Genomic DNA, 17,503 nt, shown 5'->3' on the forward strand with positions numbered 1-17,503 from the left:
TTGCTTGTGGGATAATTCGCTCGCTGCCTGTTCTTCGATCGGCTGGTGGGTTTGGCGCAATACACTCTCCTCAGATGCAGCGCCGTTGTTCTAGCTCCAAGACCTAAGTTAGTCAATATGCGGTTTAGTGTTCCGCATAGCGGAATAATAAGGTAGACGATCTCACCCAAAACCCCCCATTCAAATGGGTCGGATTGAAATTTCCAGAACAGCCCAACGCGTTGTTTTGACGACCGGCAGATCAGACTGGAAAAGCAATTCCAATTCATGGGAGGATTACATCAAAGAAAAGTGAGCGATTCAATTTGGTGCAATATCCGTCGCTTGCACAGAAAATTACTATTGGAGACGACGATGAGTGGCGGTGAAAACAAATTTGTCCCAGAACACGTAGAGCTGGATCCCAACCACGAGGACGCTATCGTTCGATGGTGCAACCGCATGATCCGCCACGGCGTTCGAGCGTTATCTGTCCTCATGCTCGGCATTATTTTGTTGGCAATTATTGATGCCGGTTTCACAACCTATCAGAAATTTATGGAACCACCTTTGTACATCCTGGAGGTTAGCGATCTTCTGGCGGTATTCAGTGCTGTTCTGGTCGTATTGATCGCGATCGAAATCTATACAAATATCACGCTCTACCTGACCGCCGACGTCATCCATATCAAGCTTGTAGTCGCGACGGCCTTGATGGCGGTCGCTCGAAAGATCATCACGCTGGACGACAAGAGCTTGGACCCTCACTACTTTCTTGGATATGCAGCGATCGGTCTGGCGTTGGGCGTAACGTACTGGCTCATAGCAAGAAAACCATGAGCGGAACCGCCCATCCCCTCCAAGCATTCTGCACAAACTGATTGCCGTCCGGATTTGTTCGGATCAGTCCAACAATCTGGGCGCTGCGTCGTTCAGGTCTGCTAATACTCGTCGATCTTAAAGAATTGCGGCCATGTGTTGAGTGGACGGCAGGTTACAGGCGCCCGCCACTTGCAAACGTATGCGTCAAAATATACATACAAAAAGTGACATTTTGCTACAATGTTTGACTTTTGTATGCCATACACCCCGAGAATTGATCTTTGATGGCTGGATTCGGAAATGGAAGAAAGAGACACACGATCAGCCCTGCGCAGGGGCTTTGCTCTCAAATGCCCGAACTGTGGCAAAGGGCACGTGCTTCACAAGTACCTAAAGGTGAATGATACGTGTACTGTGTGCGGTCTGGATCTGACACACGCGCGCGCCGATGATGGCCCTGCGTATTTTACGATTTTGATCGTTGGTCACTTAGCAGGCTTTGCGCTGCATATTATCTGGTCCGTCTGGGAACCTACGCCGTTGGTAATGGCGACGGTGACATCCGCCGGTGCAGTTGCGCTATCCCTGTTCTTGCTGCCACGGTTCAAGGGCGCGCTAATTGGCCTTCAGTGGGCAAAACACATGCACGGGTTCTAAGGCAGGCTTGCCAAGCAAGCCTAGGCTTTTCGGGCAGATCAAGGCCCTAGTCGGTTGCGCAACTCCCTTCGGGAAAGCCCGGCTACGCAACACGATCTCCCTCAACCTTCAGCCACGCGACGCTCGCAGGGGCTATTACAGAAAAAAAGATGCGCCGTCGCAGTAAGTTCCGCGATGGTTTTCCCTGTCGCCTCAAGCGAAACAGAACCCACGTCCATCTTTTCTTAATCTGGCTGAATCTGCGGTGAGCGTTTGGACTTTCAGACAACCATCCAATCGTGCTGATCCGCGTTTTCCAACGCATCGACCAGTTTGCGCAATGCGGTCCCCAAATTCACCGCGGTATCAGTAGACCCAAGCGCAACCCGGACCGCATTTGGTGCCTTGTCAAGCGCAAAGGCTGCACCGGGCACAAGCCCCAGCCCCGAGCCGCGCAGCTTCAGAACAAACTCTGTGGCGGAACACCCGTCTGGCAGCGGAAGCCAGACATGAAACGCGTCCTTTGGAACACGGATATCCGGCAGAGATTGACGCAGTACGCCCTGCCGCCGTTCAGTCTCAAACCGGATCGCGGACAAAATTTTGTCGGCTAGGCCAGAGGTGATCCAATTCGTTGCCAACCTTGCAGAAATCGGTGACACGACGCTGCCATTTGCGCGCATCGCCCGCCTGACGTTGTCATTCGACGTGCCGGATGGCGGCACCATAAAGCAAACACGAAGCGACGGTGCCAGACACTTTGAAAGGGATGATACGTACCACGTCCGCTCTGGTGCAATGGTACAAAGCGGATCCGGCGCCGTGCTTGCAAGCACCCCATATGCATCGTCTTCAATGATCTGAAGATCGTGCTTGCGGGCAACCTCGGCAATGCGCGCGCGCCGCGCGACGGGCATCGTGATCGTCGTCGGGTTGTGCAAGGTCGGCGTGGTGTAAATGGCACGGGGCTTCACGGTCTGGCAAACCTCATCCAGCGCGTCGGGGTCCAGACCGTCCGCATCCATTGGGATAGGTACAACGTTCAGCTTCAGGTGCCGCGCAAGCGCCAGAAGGCCGGGATAAGTCAATTCTTCGCAGCATATCGTATCGCCCGGCTCGAGTATGAGCGACAAAATAGTCCAAGTTGCGCCCTGCACGCCATTGCAAATGATGATGTCATCATGCGGCTGAAGCCCCAGATGGCGCTGAAGCCAGAACTGCGCGGCCTGTTGGTCTTCATGACTGCCACCGGGCATCTGGTAGCGCATCAGAAACTCAACCCCATGTTCGGATCGAAGCGCATCAAAGCCCTGCCACATTCTGCGCACCAGCCCAGCATCCTCTAACCGGGGAGGCACGTTCATGCTCATATCGACAGTCTGGTTTTTCGCGCTGCCCGAAACCACCGGATTGGCAGGCCCGGACTCTTTGACATAGGTGCCCTGCCCCACGCGCCCTTCGACCAAACCGTCTTTTCCCGCAGCCGAATAAGCCCGACTGACGGTGGTGAAATCAATGCCCAGAACACTGGCCAGCGCGCGCTGCGGCGGGAGCCGCTGACCGGGGCGCAGGACGCCCGCACGAATATCACGCGCAATGGCTTCGGCAATCGCAAGGTACATAGGGCCGTTACCTTCTTCGACGGCCGGAACCCATGCGACATTTGGCGCGCTGTCATTCATTGCTTCACTCCTTGTCTGCATTTATATGCGCTTTGTATGCATATTGCAATGCTTCAATCACGCTTGCGTCGCACTTATGGCCGTCGGGCGGAAAGAACCGCAAGTAAACGAAACACGGAAAGATTTTCGACGTTTTATTCCAACCTTTCAAAGCAGTAGCACGGTGTTTCGCGCCCGATTGGGGCACAGCGATATGCAAAAACCGACAGAACCCAACTTGGGTACAATCCAAGCAAGATCAGGAAGTAACGGATGTCCTCTCCCTCACTATATGCTCCGCGCGAACCCATATTTCCCCGTCGCGTGTCAGGCTATTATCGCCGCCTCAAATGGGTGATCCTGATTGTTACGCTGGGAATATACTACGTCACCCCATGGCTCAGGTGGGATCGGGGCCCAAACCTGTCTGATCAGGCGGTACTGGTCGATATTGCCAATCGTCGGTTTTACTTTTTCTGGATCGAGATCTGGCCGCACGAGTTCTATTTCGTCGCGGGCCTGCTCATTATGGCGGGTCTGGGGCTGTTCCTGTTCACATCGGCGCTGGGTCGCGTTTGGTGCGGCTACGCTTGCCCGCAGACTGTTTGGACCGACCTGTTCATTCTGGTCGAGCGATGGATTGAAGGGGACCGCAATGCGCGGCTCAGGCTGCATCGCAGCACGTGGACCCTGCAGAAGTGGCGGTTGAGCTTGACCAAATGGGCCATCTGGCTGCTGATCAGTGTCGGGACCGGCGGCGCTTGGGTATTCTATTTTGCCGACGCACCAACGTTGCTGGCTGACCTGATGGCATTTTCAGCCCACCCGGCCGCCTATTGCACCATCGGCTTCATGACGCTGACAACCTTCATCTTCGGCGGCTTCATGCGAGAGCAGATTTGCATTTATGCCTGCCCGTGGCCGCGCATTCAGGCTGCCATGATGGATGAACACACCCTGATCGTAGGCTATCGTGACTGGCGAGGAGAGCCGCGAGGCAAAGCCAACACATCGGATGCGGGTGATTGCATTGACTGTAAAGCCTGCGTGAATGTCTGCCCGATGGGAATCGACATCAGGAACGGATCACAGATGGAATGCATCACCTGCGCCTTGTGCATCGACGCATGCGACGACGTGATGACGCGGATAGGCAAACCGCGCGGGCTGATCGACTATCTTGCGCTGTCCGATGAGCCACTTGAGAAGGCGGGCGCGGCTCCGCTGTCAACTTGGTCGCATGTCCTGAGACCGCGGAACTTTTTGTATACGGGTCTGTGGGGTTCTGTTGGCCTTGCAATGCTGGCCGCCCTGTTTGTGCGGACCGACTTCGAAATGACAGTAAGCCCGAACCGCAACCCTTTATACGTGACCCAATCCGATGGCGCGATCCGCAACATCTATGAAGTCCGCCTGCGCAACAAAAGCGGCGAAGACAAGATGTTCAATATCAGCCTGGACGGAAACCAGGTACTCGCGCTGGAGGTCGAGGGCGCACCTGCGGGGTCAGGTGTTATTGTTCCCGCGGATACAACAAGCTTGCGGCGCGTCTATGTCACGGCCGCTCCGCAGGATGCGGCAGCATCCACCGCCCGAACCGAGTTTCGGTTTCTGGTTCATGACCCTGAAGCAAAGGAATGGATCACGCATGACGCCGTGTTCCATGGCAAGGGCACATAGAATAGCGCCCGGCCCCCGAGCGCAGCCGCTTTGGGCCGGGTTTCGCGCGACAGCTAGACGCCGCTTAATCGGGGTTAGAAACCCGCAGAATGCGTTCCTGCCCATTTCTCAGATGAAAAATGCACCCCTGCTCGCGGACGAGGCTGACCATTCCGGCGCGGTCTAGCCCGGTACACAGGCCACGCATGACGCTGGCCGTGGCACCGTGCGTGACGACGATCGCCGGGCGCTTCAGGTCTGACAGGAATGCCTTTACCCGCCCGGCAATCATCTCAAAGTTTTCTCCATCCGGACTGCCAAAACTTAGATCGTCGTCGCTGATGTCGCCTTCGGACCGTTGTCGAATCTCTTGCCTGGTTTGACCTTCCCATTGGCCAAAGCTGATTTCCTGCAGACGATCATCCACACAAAAATCGCGCTCTGATCCCAGCACCAGTCGGGCGGTATGCATGGCACGGCCCAGCGGGCTGACGAAAATGTCGCTGGGAATGCGGTCAATCTGTCCCAGAAGTTTTTTCTGAATTTCGGCCTGAGCGATTCCTGTCGGCGTCAGCGGGGAATCCTTCCGGCCTTGCAGCTTTCCTTCCCGGTTCCAAACGGTCTCGCCGTGACGCAGGATGAATAGTTCCGGATGATTGATCATGCTACGCCCAAGATCTGAGATTTGTTGCGCTTCCTGATAAGCTAGAACGTCTTAGTCTGAAAGCAGTTGTGTGCGGAACTCTTGCGCGGCGGGCGGCAAACGACGAAAACTGCGATAGACGACGTACCATGTGCGCTTCAGCGATAGCTTGCGACAATCCAACAGCGTCAACCGTTGAGTTTCGGTTTCCAACTCGGTTGTCTGACCCGAGATAACTGCCAGACCCAATTGCGCCTGAACCGCATGTTTGACGGCCTCGTTTGAGGACAAGACACAAGACGTCTGACACTCGAGCCCATGCTCCCTGAATGCACGCTCCATGGCGGCGCGGGTGCCAGAGCCGGGCTCGCGCACAACAAAAGGATACTGTGCCAGCTCGCTCGGCTCTAGGTCCGTGCGTCCTGCCAGCGGATGATCGGGGGGCGCGATCACGACCAGAGGATTGTCCTTGAAGCGGCGCGCGATCAGATCGGAATCGTCAGGAGGTTGCCCCGTGATGGCGAGATCGGATTCATTCGAGGCCAGCATCTCAAGAATATTGTCGCGATTGGCCACGCGAAAATCTATTTCGACGCCGGGATGGTTCTTTCTGAAGCGGGCCAGATAGTCGGGGATAAAGTAATTCGCGGTAGACACGACAGCGATCCGAAGAACACCTTTTTGTACCCCTTTGAAATGACGCAAGTTTTCCCGCAGATCGTCCAGAACACGGTTGATCCGCCTTGCCTGATGCAGGACTTCTTCACCAGCTTCGGTGATTTTAACACCCCGCCCGGCGCGCTCCAGCAAGGCCAAATCGACTTGCGCTTCGAGCTTTTGCATTTGCAACGATATCGCGGGCTGCGTGACGTTCAGCGCCTCGGCAGCAAGCGTCAAAGAACCGTACCGCTCAATCGCTTCGAACATTTCAAGTTGGCGTAGATCTATTCGCATTTCTTACATTAGCAATAGTTATATAAAGCTGACAATAACTAATTTGTAGAAATGTATTCCTTTCTCATATCCTGCCAATGACCAAGGCAACTTCCGTTGCAGAGACTTGATTCAGGAGGCGCAGCGTGGCTGAGAAAATGTACCAAGCTGGTGTGAAAGATTACGCCAAAACATATTGGACTCCGGACTATGTTCCGTTGGATTCGGACTTGCTGGCGGTGTTCAAAGTTGTGGCGCAGGATGGCGTCCCCGCAGAAGAGGCGGCTGCCGCTGTAGCTGCCGAAAGCTCGACCGGGACATGGACAACGGTCTGGACCGATCTGCTGACCGATCTTGATTACTACAAGGGCCGCGCCTACCGGATCGAGGCTGTCCCGGGCGATCCAACCGCCTTTTACGCCTTCATTGCCTATCCGATCGACCTGTTCGAAGAAGGATCGGTGGTGAACGTGCTGACCTCGCTGGTTGGGAACGTCTTTGGGTTCAAAGCCGTCCGCAGCCTGCGTCTGGAAGATATTCGGTTCCCGCTGGCCTATGTCAAAACCTGTGGCGGCCCGCCCAACGGCATTCAGGTCGAACGCGACCGGCTGAACAAATATGGCCGTGCGCTGCTGGGTTGCACGATCAAACCCAAACTGGGCCTGTCAGCCAAGAATTATGGCCGTGCGGTCTATGAATGTCTGCGCGGCGGGCTGGACTTCACCAAGGATGACGAGAACATTAACTCTCAGCCCTTCATGCGCTGGCAGCACCGCTTTGAATTCGTCATGGAAGCCGTGCAGAAGGCCGAGGCCGAAACCGGTGAGCGCAAGGGCCACTATCTGAACGTTACCGCCGCCACGCCCGAAGAGATGTATAAGCGCGCCGAATTCGCCAAAGAGCTGGGCGCCCCAATCATCATGCATGACTTCTTCACCGCCGGCTTTACCGCCAATACAGGTCTGGCCAATTGGTGCCGCGAAAATGGCATGTTGCTGCATATCCACCGCGCCATGCACGCTGTGGTCGACCGCAACCCGATGCACGGTATTCACTTCCGCGTCCTGACCAAATGTCTGCGCTTGTCGGGTGGTGACCATATGCATTCGGGCACCGTGGTCGGCAAGCTGGAAGGCGACAGAGAGGCAACGCTGGGCTGGGTCGACCAGATGCGAGAGCCGTTCATTCCCGAAAACCGCAAACGGGGCCTGTTTTTCGATCAGGACTGGGGTGCCATGCCGGGTGTGATGCCGGTGGCATCGGGCGGGATCCATGTGTGGCACATGCCTTCGCTGGTGCAGATTTTCGGCGATGACGCCTGCCTTCAATTCGGCGGCGGCACGCTGGGACACCCTTGGGGCAACGCGGCAGGGGCGCACGCCAACCGTGTGGCGCTGGAAGCTTGTACCGAGGCGCGCAACCAAGGCCGTCAGGTCGAACGCGAAGGCCGCGAGATTTTGACCGAGGCCGCGCGCCACAGCCCCGAACTGGCGATTGCCATGGAGACTTGGAAAGAGATCAAGTTCGACTTTGACGTTGTCGACAAGCTGGATGTCTGATCCCGCGCCTGGCCCAAACCTTAAGAAACGGAGACAGCGATGACTGACGCATCCGCATACCCGACGACCCAGCCAAGAACCGAGACGTTCTCGTACCTGCCCCCCATGACGCCCGAGCGGATCGCTCAGCAGGTGGCCTATATGATCGCGCGCGGCTGGAACCCGGCGATTGAATACACCGAGCCGGAAAAGTCGTTCTCGAACTTCTGGTATCTTTGGAAACTGCCACTGTTTGGCACCCAATCCGTCGAGCAGGTTCTGAACGAGCTTGAGGCCTGCCGCCGCGCCAACCCCGGAATGCACGTGCGCCTGATCGCATATGACAATTACGCCCAGTCGCAAGGCATGGCCTTCGTCGTCTACCGCGCCTGACACGTGCCCCAACCTAAACCCTGAACCGCACTGAGGACAGATATGAGCACCGATGCGACAAAAACCGGATTGTCCGGACGCGAAGCTTCGATGGCGCGGCGCAAGGCCTTGTCACATGGCAAGACCGCACTGCCGACAGCGACTGAACGCGTACGCTCGGGCTTTCGTGAAGGTGCGATGCCAAAAGACAACAGCATTGGGGTGAACGATGTCGTCCCATCGACACCGCTGACCCCTGCCCCCGTAGCGGAGCCAGTTACCCGTGTTGACACTGGCTCTGCTACGGGGCGCCAAGCTTCGATGGCGCGACGCAAAGCACTGTCGCAAGGTAAAGGCGCACTTCCTGCCGCAACAGAACGGGTTCGGTCCGGCTTTCGTCAGGCGGCAATGCCTGAAACGACGACACAGGCCGCCCCCGCCCAAACCGGACGCGAAGCTGCCATACAGCACCGCAAGAACCGAGTTGAATTCGGGCAGGGTAACGCCCCCGACGCATCACAAACCGAACGGAAGGGATCAATTAGCCACCCTCCCAAGGTTCCCAGCGTCAACGCCGCAGGGACAAATGCCCCGGTGACCGGCCTCAGCTATTCGACAGGGCAAATGATGACCGGCGCCGAAGCCGGGCATGACAAACCATTGACCGGCACTCAGTATGTTGCCGGGGACGAAGGCGGATACCGCGCTGCGCCTGAAAAGGTGGGCCATGCCCTGACGTCCAATGGGCAAACTGTCTCAGGGACCATGCTGCGCTCGTCCGTGCAGATCACGGGTGACGAAGAACGCGGCGCCAATGTCGTGACCGGGAATGCCGATCAGACGCTGGGTGACATGGTGAACCATCGTCCCGAAAATCCCATGCCGGTCGCTGCCCAATTCCCACGGCAGGCCGAGCCGCACGGTCAGACAGTGCACGGCACAAATCTTGGTCGTGCAACCCATAGGGTCGGGGCCAGAGGTTTCGCCGGGGACCATGTCGTCGAGCAAACTCTTGGCGGACACGCGGTATCGGGGACAGTCATTGGTCGATCCGTGCGTGTTACCGGGGACGAGACTGGTTCGGACCGGCCCCTGACGGGTTCTCAATATGCGGCCCCAAGCGCCTTTCCTGACAGTGAACAGGGACGTATTGATCCCGCGTCGGGCGGAAAAGTCTGCCAGTCCCATACGTGGACCGGCCAGACGGTAACGGGGCCACAGTTAAACCACGATCCTCGTGTGACCGGATCTGAACACGGCACTTGTGCCACAATGACCGGGACACCCTATTTCAGCGCGGACAGCGCGCAGGAATGGTGCGATCCCGAACAGGCCCAGGCTCAAGCGGCGGCACAGCAGCAAACCCCACCCCGCGCGATAACAGGAGATGTACCGCTGAATGACCCGATGGTGTCAGGTACTGGGCGCGGCGCAGATCGGGACATCACCGGGTCACGGTACTTCGTCGCCGCTGATGCCGACGCGCCTGCAGATACAGAGGATCAGGTCGCTGGCTCCATCAATGGATTTTCAGTGCGCTCCCCGCAGCGTGCAGCCCATCTGCAGACGCGCGCGGCAACGGAACGCGACACCACAAGTATCACGGGAACCTTCGCACAAGGTCAGGGCAAGATCACTGGAAATGTAGAATTCAGCGCGCCCGTTCGTGCCGCTCAAAACGCCGCCGCACCTGCTCATCGCGCCGTCACTGGAGAAGGCTCTGTCAAAGGATCGGTGATCACCGGTTCGGCCTGGCGTGAAGACAGCCGCGTTACCGGCACGGAGGACAGTTGGGCCACCCTTCGTAATCCGACGGAACGCAGCGGTTCTGCGCGTGCATTCGCGGGTGCCGTCCAGTTTGGTGCAAAAGCTGTGAAGCAGGATCAATCCAGCTCGGTTACCGGCGCAGTCGGCTGGACGCCCAAATCTGGTGCCGTAGTTACCTTGTCCGGAGGTGCGGCAGGATGATGACCGCTCGTCGTACAAAATCTGGCCCGAATGCCGCTTGGAAAGCGGGATGGGTGGCCAAAGGGACCGCCAACCGTAACTTGGGCAGTCCATCGCCACGCGCTGTGTCCCGCGGAGCCCATCCATTTGCCGAACCGAATATTGCCGCCTTGCTGGATCAACGCGAAGCAGCGTTCTCTTCACGGTATTTGCAGCTAAAGACGGTGCTGACCAATCTTGCGCCGCGCCAGTTCGAAGTGGATTTCGCCCAAACTGCGGTATCAGCGCTTGCCGCAATAGACATTGAAGCTGACCCAAACTGGTTCGTCGCAGATTGGAACAGTCCACTGCACATGGGCGACATCCACGCACGCTGCGTGACCCGCTTGTTCGCGTCCGTAGCCAAGGCCAACCCGGAACAAAATCTGTTCGAGCGGTTCGATGGTGCGCGGATCGAAGACCTGATCGCGCGCTGGGGATTTCACGCAATCGACATCACCCCATGCGCCGACGGTCGCCTTGCCGGGTTGTTGGGGGCGGTGCTGCGTGTACCACCATCGATTGTGACAGCTCGGCGGTCCTATGCAGGGGCGATGTTTAATGTCGCAAGCGCCGTACAAAGTTGGGAAAAAGTCGAACTTCAACGCCTCTTTGCAGCCAAGGCCGACCAAACTGACAGCCGCTCGCGGTTTCTCAAGATCGGAGCGTATCATTTCTCCAGCGGCGATCCTGACCATGCCGGTTGCGCCGCGCATGGCAGTGATGACACCGCAGCGACCAACGACTTGCTGAAAAGGTTGACGCAGTTTCGCGAGGCCATCCATGCCCGCTATGACGCGGGCGACGAAGTTGCCTTGCTTCTGATCGGCGTCGATACCGACACTGACGCAATCCGCGTTCATGTTCCCGACCGAAATGGCGATATAGATGCCGCGCGTTTCGTCGGTTCGACCGACCTCTATTCCGAGACTCTGGACCAGGCACGCGATACCGCCAAAGAGACAGTACGCACCCGTGTTGCCGAGTGTGCCAAAGTTGACGCGGATGATACCGAAACGCGGGGTATGCGCTGGTTTTGTGGCTATCTGCTCAAGAATAATCTGGCGCAGGTAGACGCGGTAACACAGAAACACGGCGGACCATATCCCGTGAAAGATCACGCAGAAAAGCTGATTGTGATCGGAGACCCGTTGGACGACGTCCAGCAACGCAACATCTCGTTTCAGGCTCAGATGAACTCGGTCGAAGAAGGTTCCGACGATTTGTCGGTCGGCCTGTCGATCCTTGGCCGGATCTGCGCCGACCAACAGGTTTCAGTACCCGTTCTGGTTCTACGCAGGTTCGACCCGCTTGTGCCGGGCGACAGAGAGGCAGCAATTCGCGGCGCCCAACGGATGGCACGTGCCGTCAATGCGGCCACGCCCGTCACACCAGTGGCAGTAGAGGCCGCCATCAGACCCGAGTCCGGCGGACCACTGCAGTTTGTCACATCCAAGCCCAAAGACACTAGCCCGGCGGAGGCGACGCAATGAGGATTTTTCAGGTCGAAACCACTCTTGTTGCCACGGCACGGATCAGCAAGCTGGAAAACCGCCGGTTGCTGGTGGTCCGCGAAAAAAGCGGAAGCCGGTCGGTGGCTGTAGACCCTGTAGGTTGCAAGGAAGGCGATTGGGTGATCGCAGTGGGCAGTTCGGCGGCGAAAGACGCAGCCGGCCACAAGGATTACCCATCGGACCTGACGATTGTCGGAATCATCGACTATTGGGAAGCCGAAGCGCAGGGCGGTGCATCATGAACATCATGCGCGTCGTCCGAGATCTGGTTACCACCAAGCGTGTTTTTGGCCTTCATGCCAAAAAGCTTCAGGTGCTTCAGGATGAAAACGGCAATGTCGAGGTTGCCGTCGATCCCATCGGCTGTCGCGAGGGCGATTTCGTGATCACCATCGCTTATTCCGCCGCACGAATTGCAACGGGAAATTCCAAAGTCACCACCGATCTGACCATCGGCGGAATCATTGACGACTGGACCGTAGAACGCTGGGGCGCGGCACCGCTGCGCACCGGGTGAGTTGAAGAAACTTAGCCAGAAAAGGAGAACATGATGGCGAGTGAAAAAACGGGCATTGCCCTTGGAATGATCGAAACACGTGGGCTTGTGCCTGCAATCGAGGCCGCAGACGCCATGACCAAGGCCTCCGAGGTGCGTCTGATCTCGCGGCAGTTTGTCGGTGGGGGCTACGTGACCGTCATGGTTCGCGGTGAGACCGGCGCGGTGAACGCTGCCGTTCGTGCCGGTGCCGATGCCTGCGAACGGGTCGGTGACGGGTTGGCCGCTGCGCATATCATCGCTCGTCCGCATGCCGAAGTGGAAGGCGTTCTGCCGACCGCTGCGTCTGTATAAGCCGCAGCAACGCAGGCTTCTGGCTTCGTTTCTGACTTAGCTGCCGGGTCATACTGACCCGGCACCCAGGCCCGAAAGGAAACTGTTTACAATGGATATTGTTCAAAGCGACACCACTGTACCGCCCGAAATGATCCCGCCTGATAGCTGGACAACTATTGCCTCGGCGGGCGCCCTGCATCGACGTTTTGAGTTCGAGAACTATGCGGGCGTCAGCGCTTTTCTTGAACGACTTGCGGATTTGTCAAAGGAAGTCCGCCTGTACCCCGACCTGAGTTTTTCCAAAACCCACGTTAATGTCACCATCCCGGCGGGCGGTGACGAAGAAACCCTGTCGCAAAGCGATTTCGCGGAACGGTCCAACCAGTTGTTCGACAAGGGTGCACCATGAGCCGTGCACCCCGAAAACCAACGGCAAAACCGGCACCAGCGAAGCCCGTGGCCAAAAAGCCGACGCGTAAATCCGTGCCGCCCAAACCGCGCCCACATCTGGGTGTTCCCAATCTGGACGTCTGGCCGGACTGATGCGCTGGTCGCCTCATACAACGCGTGATCACCGACCTCGGAACACCGTGCGGGTTGCTGCCTGTGTCGTGCGCGACAACGAAGGGCGGATTTTGCTCGCGCAGCGGCGCGCGGATCAAATGTCAGGTGGCTACTGGGAAATCCCCGGCGGAAAAATTGAGCCCGGCGAAACACCCAAGGCCGCCGCAGCGCGCGAATTGTTCGAAGAAACCGGGCTGTCGGGAGCGTGGCTGAAACGGCTCTGTACTTATTCTCATCAGTTTACAACAGGTCGGGTTTCACTGAGTGTGTACGTGGCGGATGACTGGTCAGGCACGCCTAGGGGCTGCGAAAACCAAAGGCTAGCCTGGGTTGATCCCACCCGGCCGCAGGTCGCGCCTCTGTTGCCGTCTAACCTGAAAATCCTGAACCTGTTAACGCTTCCCGATCGCGTTTTGTGCATTGCCCCCCCAAACGGCAAAACCGCCGATTGGGTCGAAACCTCGGTGAAGGCCGCACATAGGATCGGCGCAAAGGCAATGATGTTGTCCGGCGCGTTGACGAATGCGCAAAGCATTTCGCTGACGCGCCGGCTGAACCAACAAGCCCGTCAGCACGGGTTGTCGGTCTGGCAATCGGGTGCCACGGGGCACCGGGCTGCGATCCGTATTCTGTCTGACTCGGCGACGTTACCGCAAGCGATCACCTCATCCGAGATATACGGGGCATTTACCAACACCGCATCTGGCCTGGCCAACGATCATCGCCCGCAGGCGGATATCCTCATTCTCCCATTTTACGGCGACCAGACGCGAATAATGGAAGAACTCTCGGCGATTTCAACGTCTGTCGCCACACCTGTTTATGCAGTGGTATCCGAAGATCCCGCCCATCAAAGGGCTGCATTGTCCGCAGGGGCAACCGGTTTGCTTATTGACCAAAAGTCAAGCCGTCTGGGGCCGAACCAGAAAATGCAAGGCGGCCTATCCAAGGAAGAGGTCGCCCTGTCATGCTAGGATCTGCGGCGGCAAACCTAATTGACCCAGCGGTGTTGTTCTTTGTTTTGGGGGCCGCCATTGGCTTGCTGCGGTCAAACCTTGAAATTCCGCCCGCGATTGCAAAGTTCCTAACCTTGTACCTGCTGATGGCGTTGGGTTTGAAAGGCGGCGCAGCTTTAGCCTCGGGTGGGCTGCCAGCCGAAGGAATTTTGGCCATCATTGCTGCCATAGCAATGGCCGGATTTGTCCCCGCCTATGCCTTCTATTTCCTCTCGCGCCGCATTGACCCGTTCGACAGCGCGGCTGTGGCGGCCACCTATGGGTCGATCAGCGCCGTCACCTTCATCACCACACAGCAATTCCTGAGCGTCAAAGGGGTCGAGTTCGGGGGTTACATGACCGTTGCGATGGTATTGATGGAAACACCCGCTATCTTGATGGCTGTGGTTCTGGCCACAGCAGTGCGCGCCCGCCAAGCGGCACTTGAAGTGGCTGTGGACGATCCTAACGATGACGTGTTTCAACCGCTATCCATCCGCGAAGTGCTACAAGAGGCATTAACCGACGGAGCGCAGCTTTTGCTGATCGGTAGCCTGGTAATTGGTTACCTGGCGGGACAGGACGGCAAGGTGGAGATGAGCCCCTTTACCGCCGATATCTTCAAGGGAATGCTCGCATTCTTCCTGTTGGAGATGGGTTTGTTGGTGGGACGGCAGATCAGCGAAGGCCGGGCCAAGATCGACAAGGAATTGTTCCTGTTCGCCTTCCTCTCGCCACCAATCAACGCGGCAATTGCGCTGGCATTGGCCTATCTTATCGGCTTGCAGGTCGGTGATGCGGTGCTGTTGGCCGTTTTGTCCTCGTCGGCGTCATACATCGTCGTGCCCGCGGTGGCGCGTTACGCCATCCCCGAAGCGCGACCGGGTGTTTATTTCACAATGGCTTTGGGCATGACATTTCCCTTTAATATTCTTGTGGGCATCCCGCTTTACTACGCGGTCGCTCAGTCCGTCTGGACATAAACGTATCCTGATTGGAAAGGACCGGACCAGATGCGGGAAATCGAAGAAAAGAAACTTTTGACCATCATCACCCCCGGTGAGCTTCAGCGCATGGTCGTCGAACAGCTTAAGAAACGCGGGATCGGGGGGTACACTGTTGTATCAGCATCCGGCGCGGGGACATCCGGGCTGCAATCTGGAATGCTGATCAGCGACTCAAGCGTCATCTTATACATCATCATGTCCGAGGAGCGGCTGCAAAAGGTGCTGGTCGACATGGATAAGCTCATGTCGCGTGGCTATAGGGTCAAAGCTTTCTATCAGGACATCTCAATCCTGCCGCGCAAAAAGGCGCGGACGGGTGGCAAAAGCTAGTTCGGCAAAAACGCACCGCTCAGGTCACTGATGGCCTGTGAAACACGCGCTGTGCTTTCCTCGGCATGAGTGTCCAGCCGTTGCACAAGGTACCAATACCGCATCACGGGTAAACCGGGCCAGTCGATACGGCGCAATATCCCCGCCTCTACTTCTCGCTGCACCACATGGGTCGACAACATCGCCACCCCCAATCCGGCAATCACCGCCTCTTTTATCGTTTCGTTTGAATCGAATTCGACCAGATCCGGCGTACCATAGGTGTCGATCTGGCTTAGGTATCGCTCCAGAATAATACGTGTTCCTGAGCCCGGCTCACGGGCCAGTACGTTCTGGCGGACCAGCTCTGCAGGGTCATAGTCGGGATGTTGCGCCAAAACATGATCGCTTGCAGCGTAAAGACCATAGGGATGCGGCCCAATTGGGGTCGCCTGCGCGCTAGGCCCTCTGGGCGGGCGCCCCATGATAGCCAGGTCGATTCGGTCTGCAAATAAATCGTTCACCACCGCAGTCCTGTTCGCGACCTGGAAAGACAACCTGATTCCAGGGCATGCCTCCTGCAACAGGGCGATAAGTTTCGGCGCGAAATAGCGACCGGTCGTCTCAAAGCCCAAGGTGACATGACCTGCATGACCCGCGCCCAACGCCTCCAAATTGTCGCAGGCAGAAGCTAAAACGCCTTCGATCCTCTCCATTGCGCGCACCAGAACCGCGCCATGATCGGTGGTCACCAAGCCTTCCTCGCGTCCACCTCTGACCAGCATGGCCGTTCCTGTGAACTCTTCTAACTTCTTGATTTGATTGTGAACCGCGGGCGGGCTTAGCGACTGAAGCGCCGCTGCATCGGTGATTGACCCAGTGTCAGCCACCGCCTTTAGGCTGCGCAGTTGTTTGAGCGTTATTCCGTTCAACATGTGCATTCCAAAAATATTAGTCCTGATTTCATTTTATTAAATTTTCTGAAATCACGCAATGTGGCAGACCATCAAACACCACTTCGGGAGGATGGAAAAGTGATGGCGCAGAACAGGCAGGATCTGATCGCACAGGCCGCAGAAACCGACCCGGCCCTTGCCGATGTCATGGGCCGTCTGACCGATGTCTTTGCACAAATCGCGCGCCGTATCGCACGCGGAGAACTGGACGAAGACCTGGCCAGTGCTGCCGGAACCAATACAGACGGAGATGCCCAAAAAGCACTGGATGTGATCGCGGACAATGCATTCATGGACAGACTTTCTGGCAGTGCAGTCCGCTATTATGCCTCTGAAGAACAGGACGATGTCGTTGAGCTGAACGCAAACGGGTCGCTGGCGCTGGCGATTGATCCGCTGGACGGGTCCTCGAACATCGACACCAATGTTTCGGTCGGGACGATCTTTGGCATCTATCACAGCGCCTCTGATCCCAAGGACAGCTTTTTGCGGCCGGGGCGCGATCTGATTGCGGCAGGTTACGCAATTTATGGACCGCAATGCAGCCTTGTTATTTCCTTCGGGAACGGAGTTCAGAAATACATCCTTGACCCGGATGAAGGTCAGTTCCTGCAAGTGGACTCGCCCACCGGCATTTCGACGGATTCCCCCGAATACGCGATCAACGCATCCAATTACCGCCACTGGTCCAACCCGGTACGTGCCTATATCGACGATCTGGTCGCCGGGGCGGATGGCCCACGGGCGCGGAATTTCAACCTGCGCTGGATCGCGTCCTTGGTTGCGGAAACGCATCGTATCCTGATCCGCGGCGGGATCTTCCTGTATCCCGGCGACAATCGCGAGGGTTACCAATTCGGGCGGCTGCGGCTGGTCTATGAATGCGCCCCGATCGCATTTCTCATCGAAAACGCAGGGGGCAGCGCTTCGAATTGCTGTGATCCCATTCTCGATCAGGTGCCTGACAGCCTGCACGCGCGCTCACCGCTGGTATTCGGCGGGAAAGACAAAGTTATGCGCGTCGCAAGTTATCACGATCTTCCTCAGGAAGAAAACGCAGCCCTGTTCGGCGAACGCGGCCTGTTCCGCACCTGAAC

At 57.2% G+C, this 17,503-nt stretch carries 20 protein-coding genes; 16 read left to right on the forward strand and 4 right to left on the reverse strand.

The annotated features are described in order from the left end of the window. Positions 1–354 precede the first annotated feature (354 nt). Together RUESEDTHA_RS18240 and RUESEDTHA_RS18245 are read left to right on the forward strand one after the other, a co-directional pair. Entirely contained in the window at positions 355–819 is a 465-nt protein-coding gene (locus RUESEDTHA_RS18240) for a phosphate-starvation-inducible PsiE family protein (RefSeq protein ID WP_217354453.1), read from the forward strand. 282 nt (positions 820–1,101) lie between these two features. Further along, positions 1,102–1,458 (forward strand): DUF983 domain-containing protein, encoded by a 357-nt coding sequence (locus tag RUESEDTHA_RS18245; RefSeq protein ID WP_171125568.1) that lies wholly within the window; start codon positions 1,102–1,104, stop codon positions 1,456–1,458. A 260-nt stretch (positions 1,459–1,718) separates the two neighbouring features. On the opposite strand, the gene RUESEDTHA_RS18250 is transcribed toward RUESEDTHA_RS18245, so the two are convergent. Further along, the gene (locus RUESEDTHA_RS18250; protein WP_180888098.1) at positions 1,719–3,119 is read right to left on the reverse strand and encodes a PLP-dependent aminotransferase family protein; all 1,401 of its coding nucleotides are present in this window, start codon (positions 3,117–3,119) and stop codon (positions 1,719–1,721) included. Positions 3,120–3,371: 252 nt separating this feature from the next. Between RUESEDTHA_RS18250 and ccoG the strand changes: the two genes are divergently transcribed. Beyond that, positions 3,372–4,778 (forward strand): cytochrome c oxidase accessory protein CcoG, encoded by a 1,407-nt coding sequence (gene ccoG / locus RUESEDTHA_RS18255; RefSeq protein WP_180888099.1) that lies wholly within the window; start codon positions 3,372–3,374, stop codon positions 4,776–4,778. Between the two features lie 64 nt (positions 4,779–4,842). Here ccoG and RUESEDTHA_RS18260 read toward each other — a convergent pair whose 3' ends face one another. Together RUESEDTHA_RS18260 and RUESEDTHA_RS18265 are read right to left on the reverse strand one after the other, a co-directional pair. Continuing rightward, a complete protein-coding gene (locus RUESEDTHA_RS18260) occupies positions 4,843–5,421 on the reverse strand; it encodes a histidine phosphatase family protein (protein ID WP_180888100.1) in 579 nt (192 codons plus the stop codon). Between the two features lie 51 nt (positions 5,422–5,472). Further along, a complete protein-coding gene (locus tag RUESEDTHA_RS18265) occupies positions 5,473–6,354 on the reverse strand; it encodes a LysR family transcriptional regulator (RefSeq protein WP_180888101.1) in 882 nt (293 codons plus the stop codon). A gap of 125 nt (positions 6,355–6,479) precedes the next feature. On the opposite strand from RUESEDTHA_RS18265, the gene RUESEDTHA_RS18270 reads away from it, so the two are divergent. The 12 genes from RUESEDTHA_RS18270 (at position 6,480) to RUESEDTHA_RS18325 (ending at position 15,471) form a co-directional block, all read left to right on the forward strand. Then, entirely contained in the window at positions 6,480–7,892 is a 1,413-nt protein-coding gene (locus RUESEDTHA_RS18270; protein ID WP_180888102.1) for a form I ribulose bisphosphate carboxylase large subunit, read from the forward strand. A 39-nt stretch (positions 7,893–7,931) separates the two neighbouring features. After that, complete coding sequence (locus RUESEDTHA_RS18275) at positions 7,932–8,264, forward strand: ribulose bisphosphate carboxylase small subunit (RefSeq protein WP_180888103.1); 333 nt, start codon at positions 7,932–7,934, stop codon at positions 8,262–8,264. A gap of 42 nt (positions 8,265–8,306) precedes the next feature. Beyond that, entirely contained in the window at positions 8,307–10,211 is a 1,905-nt protein-coding gene (locus tag RUESEDTHA_RS18280; RefSeq protein WP_180888104.1) for a CsoS2 family carboxysome shell protein, read from the forward strand. Continuing rightward, positions 10,208–11,722 carry a carboxysome shell carbonic anhydrase gene (locus RUESEDTHA_RS18285; RefSeq protein WP_180888105.1) on the forward strand — a complete coding sequence of 505 codons (1,515 nt, stop codon included), beginning with the start codon at positions 10,208–10,210 and terminating at the stop codon, positions 11,720–11,722. Before RUESEDTHA_RS18280 ends, RUESEDTHA_RS18285 begins: the two co-directional genes overlap by 4 nt. After that, positions 11,719–11,985, forward strand: coding sequence for a carboxysome peptide A (locus RUESEDTHA_RS18290; protein WP_180888106.1), 267 nt, complete (start codon positions 11,719–11,721; stop codon positions 11,983–11,985). The genes RUESEDTHA_RS18285 and RUESEDTHA_RS18290 overlap by 4 nt, the downstream gene beginning before the upstream one ends. Next, on the forward strand, positions 11,982–12,260 hold the full coding sequence (locus RUESEDTHA_RS18295; RefSeq protein ID WP_180888107.1) for a carboxysome peptide B: 279 nt from the start codon (positions 11,982–11,984) through the stop codon (positions 12,258–12,260). Before RUESEDTHA_RS18290 ends, RUESEDTHA_RS18295 begins: the two co-directional genes overlap by 4 nt. Positions 12,261–12,293: 33 nt before the next feature. Continuing rightward, entirely contained in the window at positions 12,294–12,593 is a 300-nt protein-coding gene (locus RUESEDTHA_RS18300) for a BMC domain-containing protein (protein WP_180888108.1), read from the forward strand. Positions 12,594–12,684: 91 nt separating this feature from the next. Continuing rightward, positions 12,685–12,984: a 4a-hydroxytetrahydrobiopterin dehydratase gene (locus RUESEDTHA_RS18305; protein ID WP_219635885.1), complete on the forward strand. Its 300-nt coding sequence runs from the start codon at positions 12,685–12,687 to the stop codon at positions 12,982–12,984. After that, positions 12,981–13,118: a hypothetical protein gene (locus RUESEDTHA_RS18310; protein ID WP_180888109.1), complete on the forward strand. Its 138-nt coding sequence runs from the start codon at positions 12,981–12,983 to the stop codon at positions 13,116–13,118. The genes RUESEDTHA_RS18305 and RUESEDTHA_RS18310 overlap by 4 nt, the downstream gene beginning before the upstream one ends. After that, positions 13,118–14,113: an NUDIX domain-containing protein gene (locus RUESEDTHA_RS18315; protein ID WP_180888110.1), complete on the forward strand. Its 996-nt coding sequence runs from the start codon at positions 13,118–13,120 to the stop codon at positions 14,111–14,113. The genes RUESEDTHA_RS18310 and RUESEDTHA_RS18315 overlap by 1 nt, the downstream gene beginning before the upstream one ends. Then, positions 14,107–15,117 (forward strand): sodium-dependent bicarbonate transport family permease, encoded by a 1,011-nt coding sequence (locus RUESEDTHA_RS18320; RefSeq protein ID WP_180888111.1) that lies wholly within the window; start codon positions 14,107–14,109, stop codon positions 15,115–15,117. The genes RUESEDTHA_RS18315 and RUESEDTHA_RS18320 overlap by 7 nt, the downstream gene beginning before the upstream one ends. A gap of 30 nt (positions 15,118–15,147) precedes the next feature. Next, the gene (locus tag RUESEDTHA_RS18325; protein ID WP_180888112.1) at positions 15,148–15,471 is read left to right on the forward strand and encodes a transcriptional regulator; all 324 of its coding nucleotides are present in this window, start codon (positions 15,148–15,150) and stop codon (positions 15,469–15,471) included. Here the strand turns inward: RUESEDTHA_RS18325 and RUESEDTHA_RS18330 are convergent. After that, positions 15,468–16,385 (reverse strand): LysR family transcriptional regulator, encoded by a 918-nt coding sequence (locus RUESEDTHA_RS18330; RefSeq protein WP_180888113.1) that lies wholly within the window; start codon positions 16,383–16,385, stop codon positions 15,468–15,470. The genes RUESEDTHA_RS18325 and RUESEDTHA_RS18330 overlap by 4 nt on opposite strands. A gap of 102 nt (positions 16,386–16,487) precedes the next feature. Between RUESEDTHA_RS18330 and RUESEDTHA_RS18335 the strand changes: the two genes are divergently transcribed. Further along, entirely contained in the window at positions 16,488–17,501 is a 1,014-nt protein-coding gene (locus tag RUESEDTHA_RS18335; protein ID WP_180888114.1) for a class 1 fructose-bisphosphatase, read from the forward strand. The last annotated feature ends 2 nt before the right edge of the window (positions 17,502–17,503 follow it).

Source organism: Ruegeria sp. THAF57 (assembly GCF_903914075.1).
In the GTDB taxonomy this organism is placed as follows: Bacteria; Pseudomonadota; Alphaproteobacteria; order Rhodobacterales; family Rhodobacteraceae; genus Ruegeria.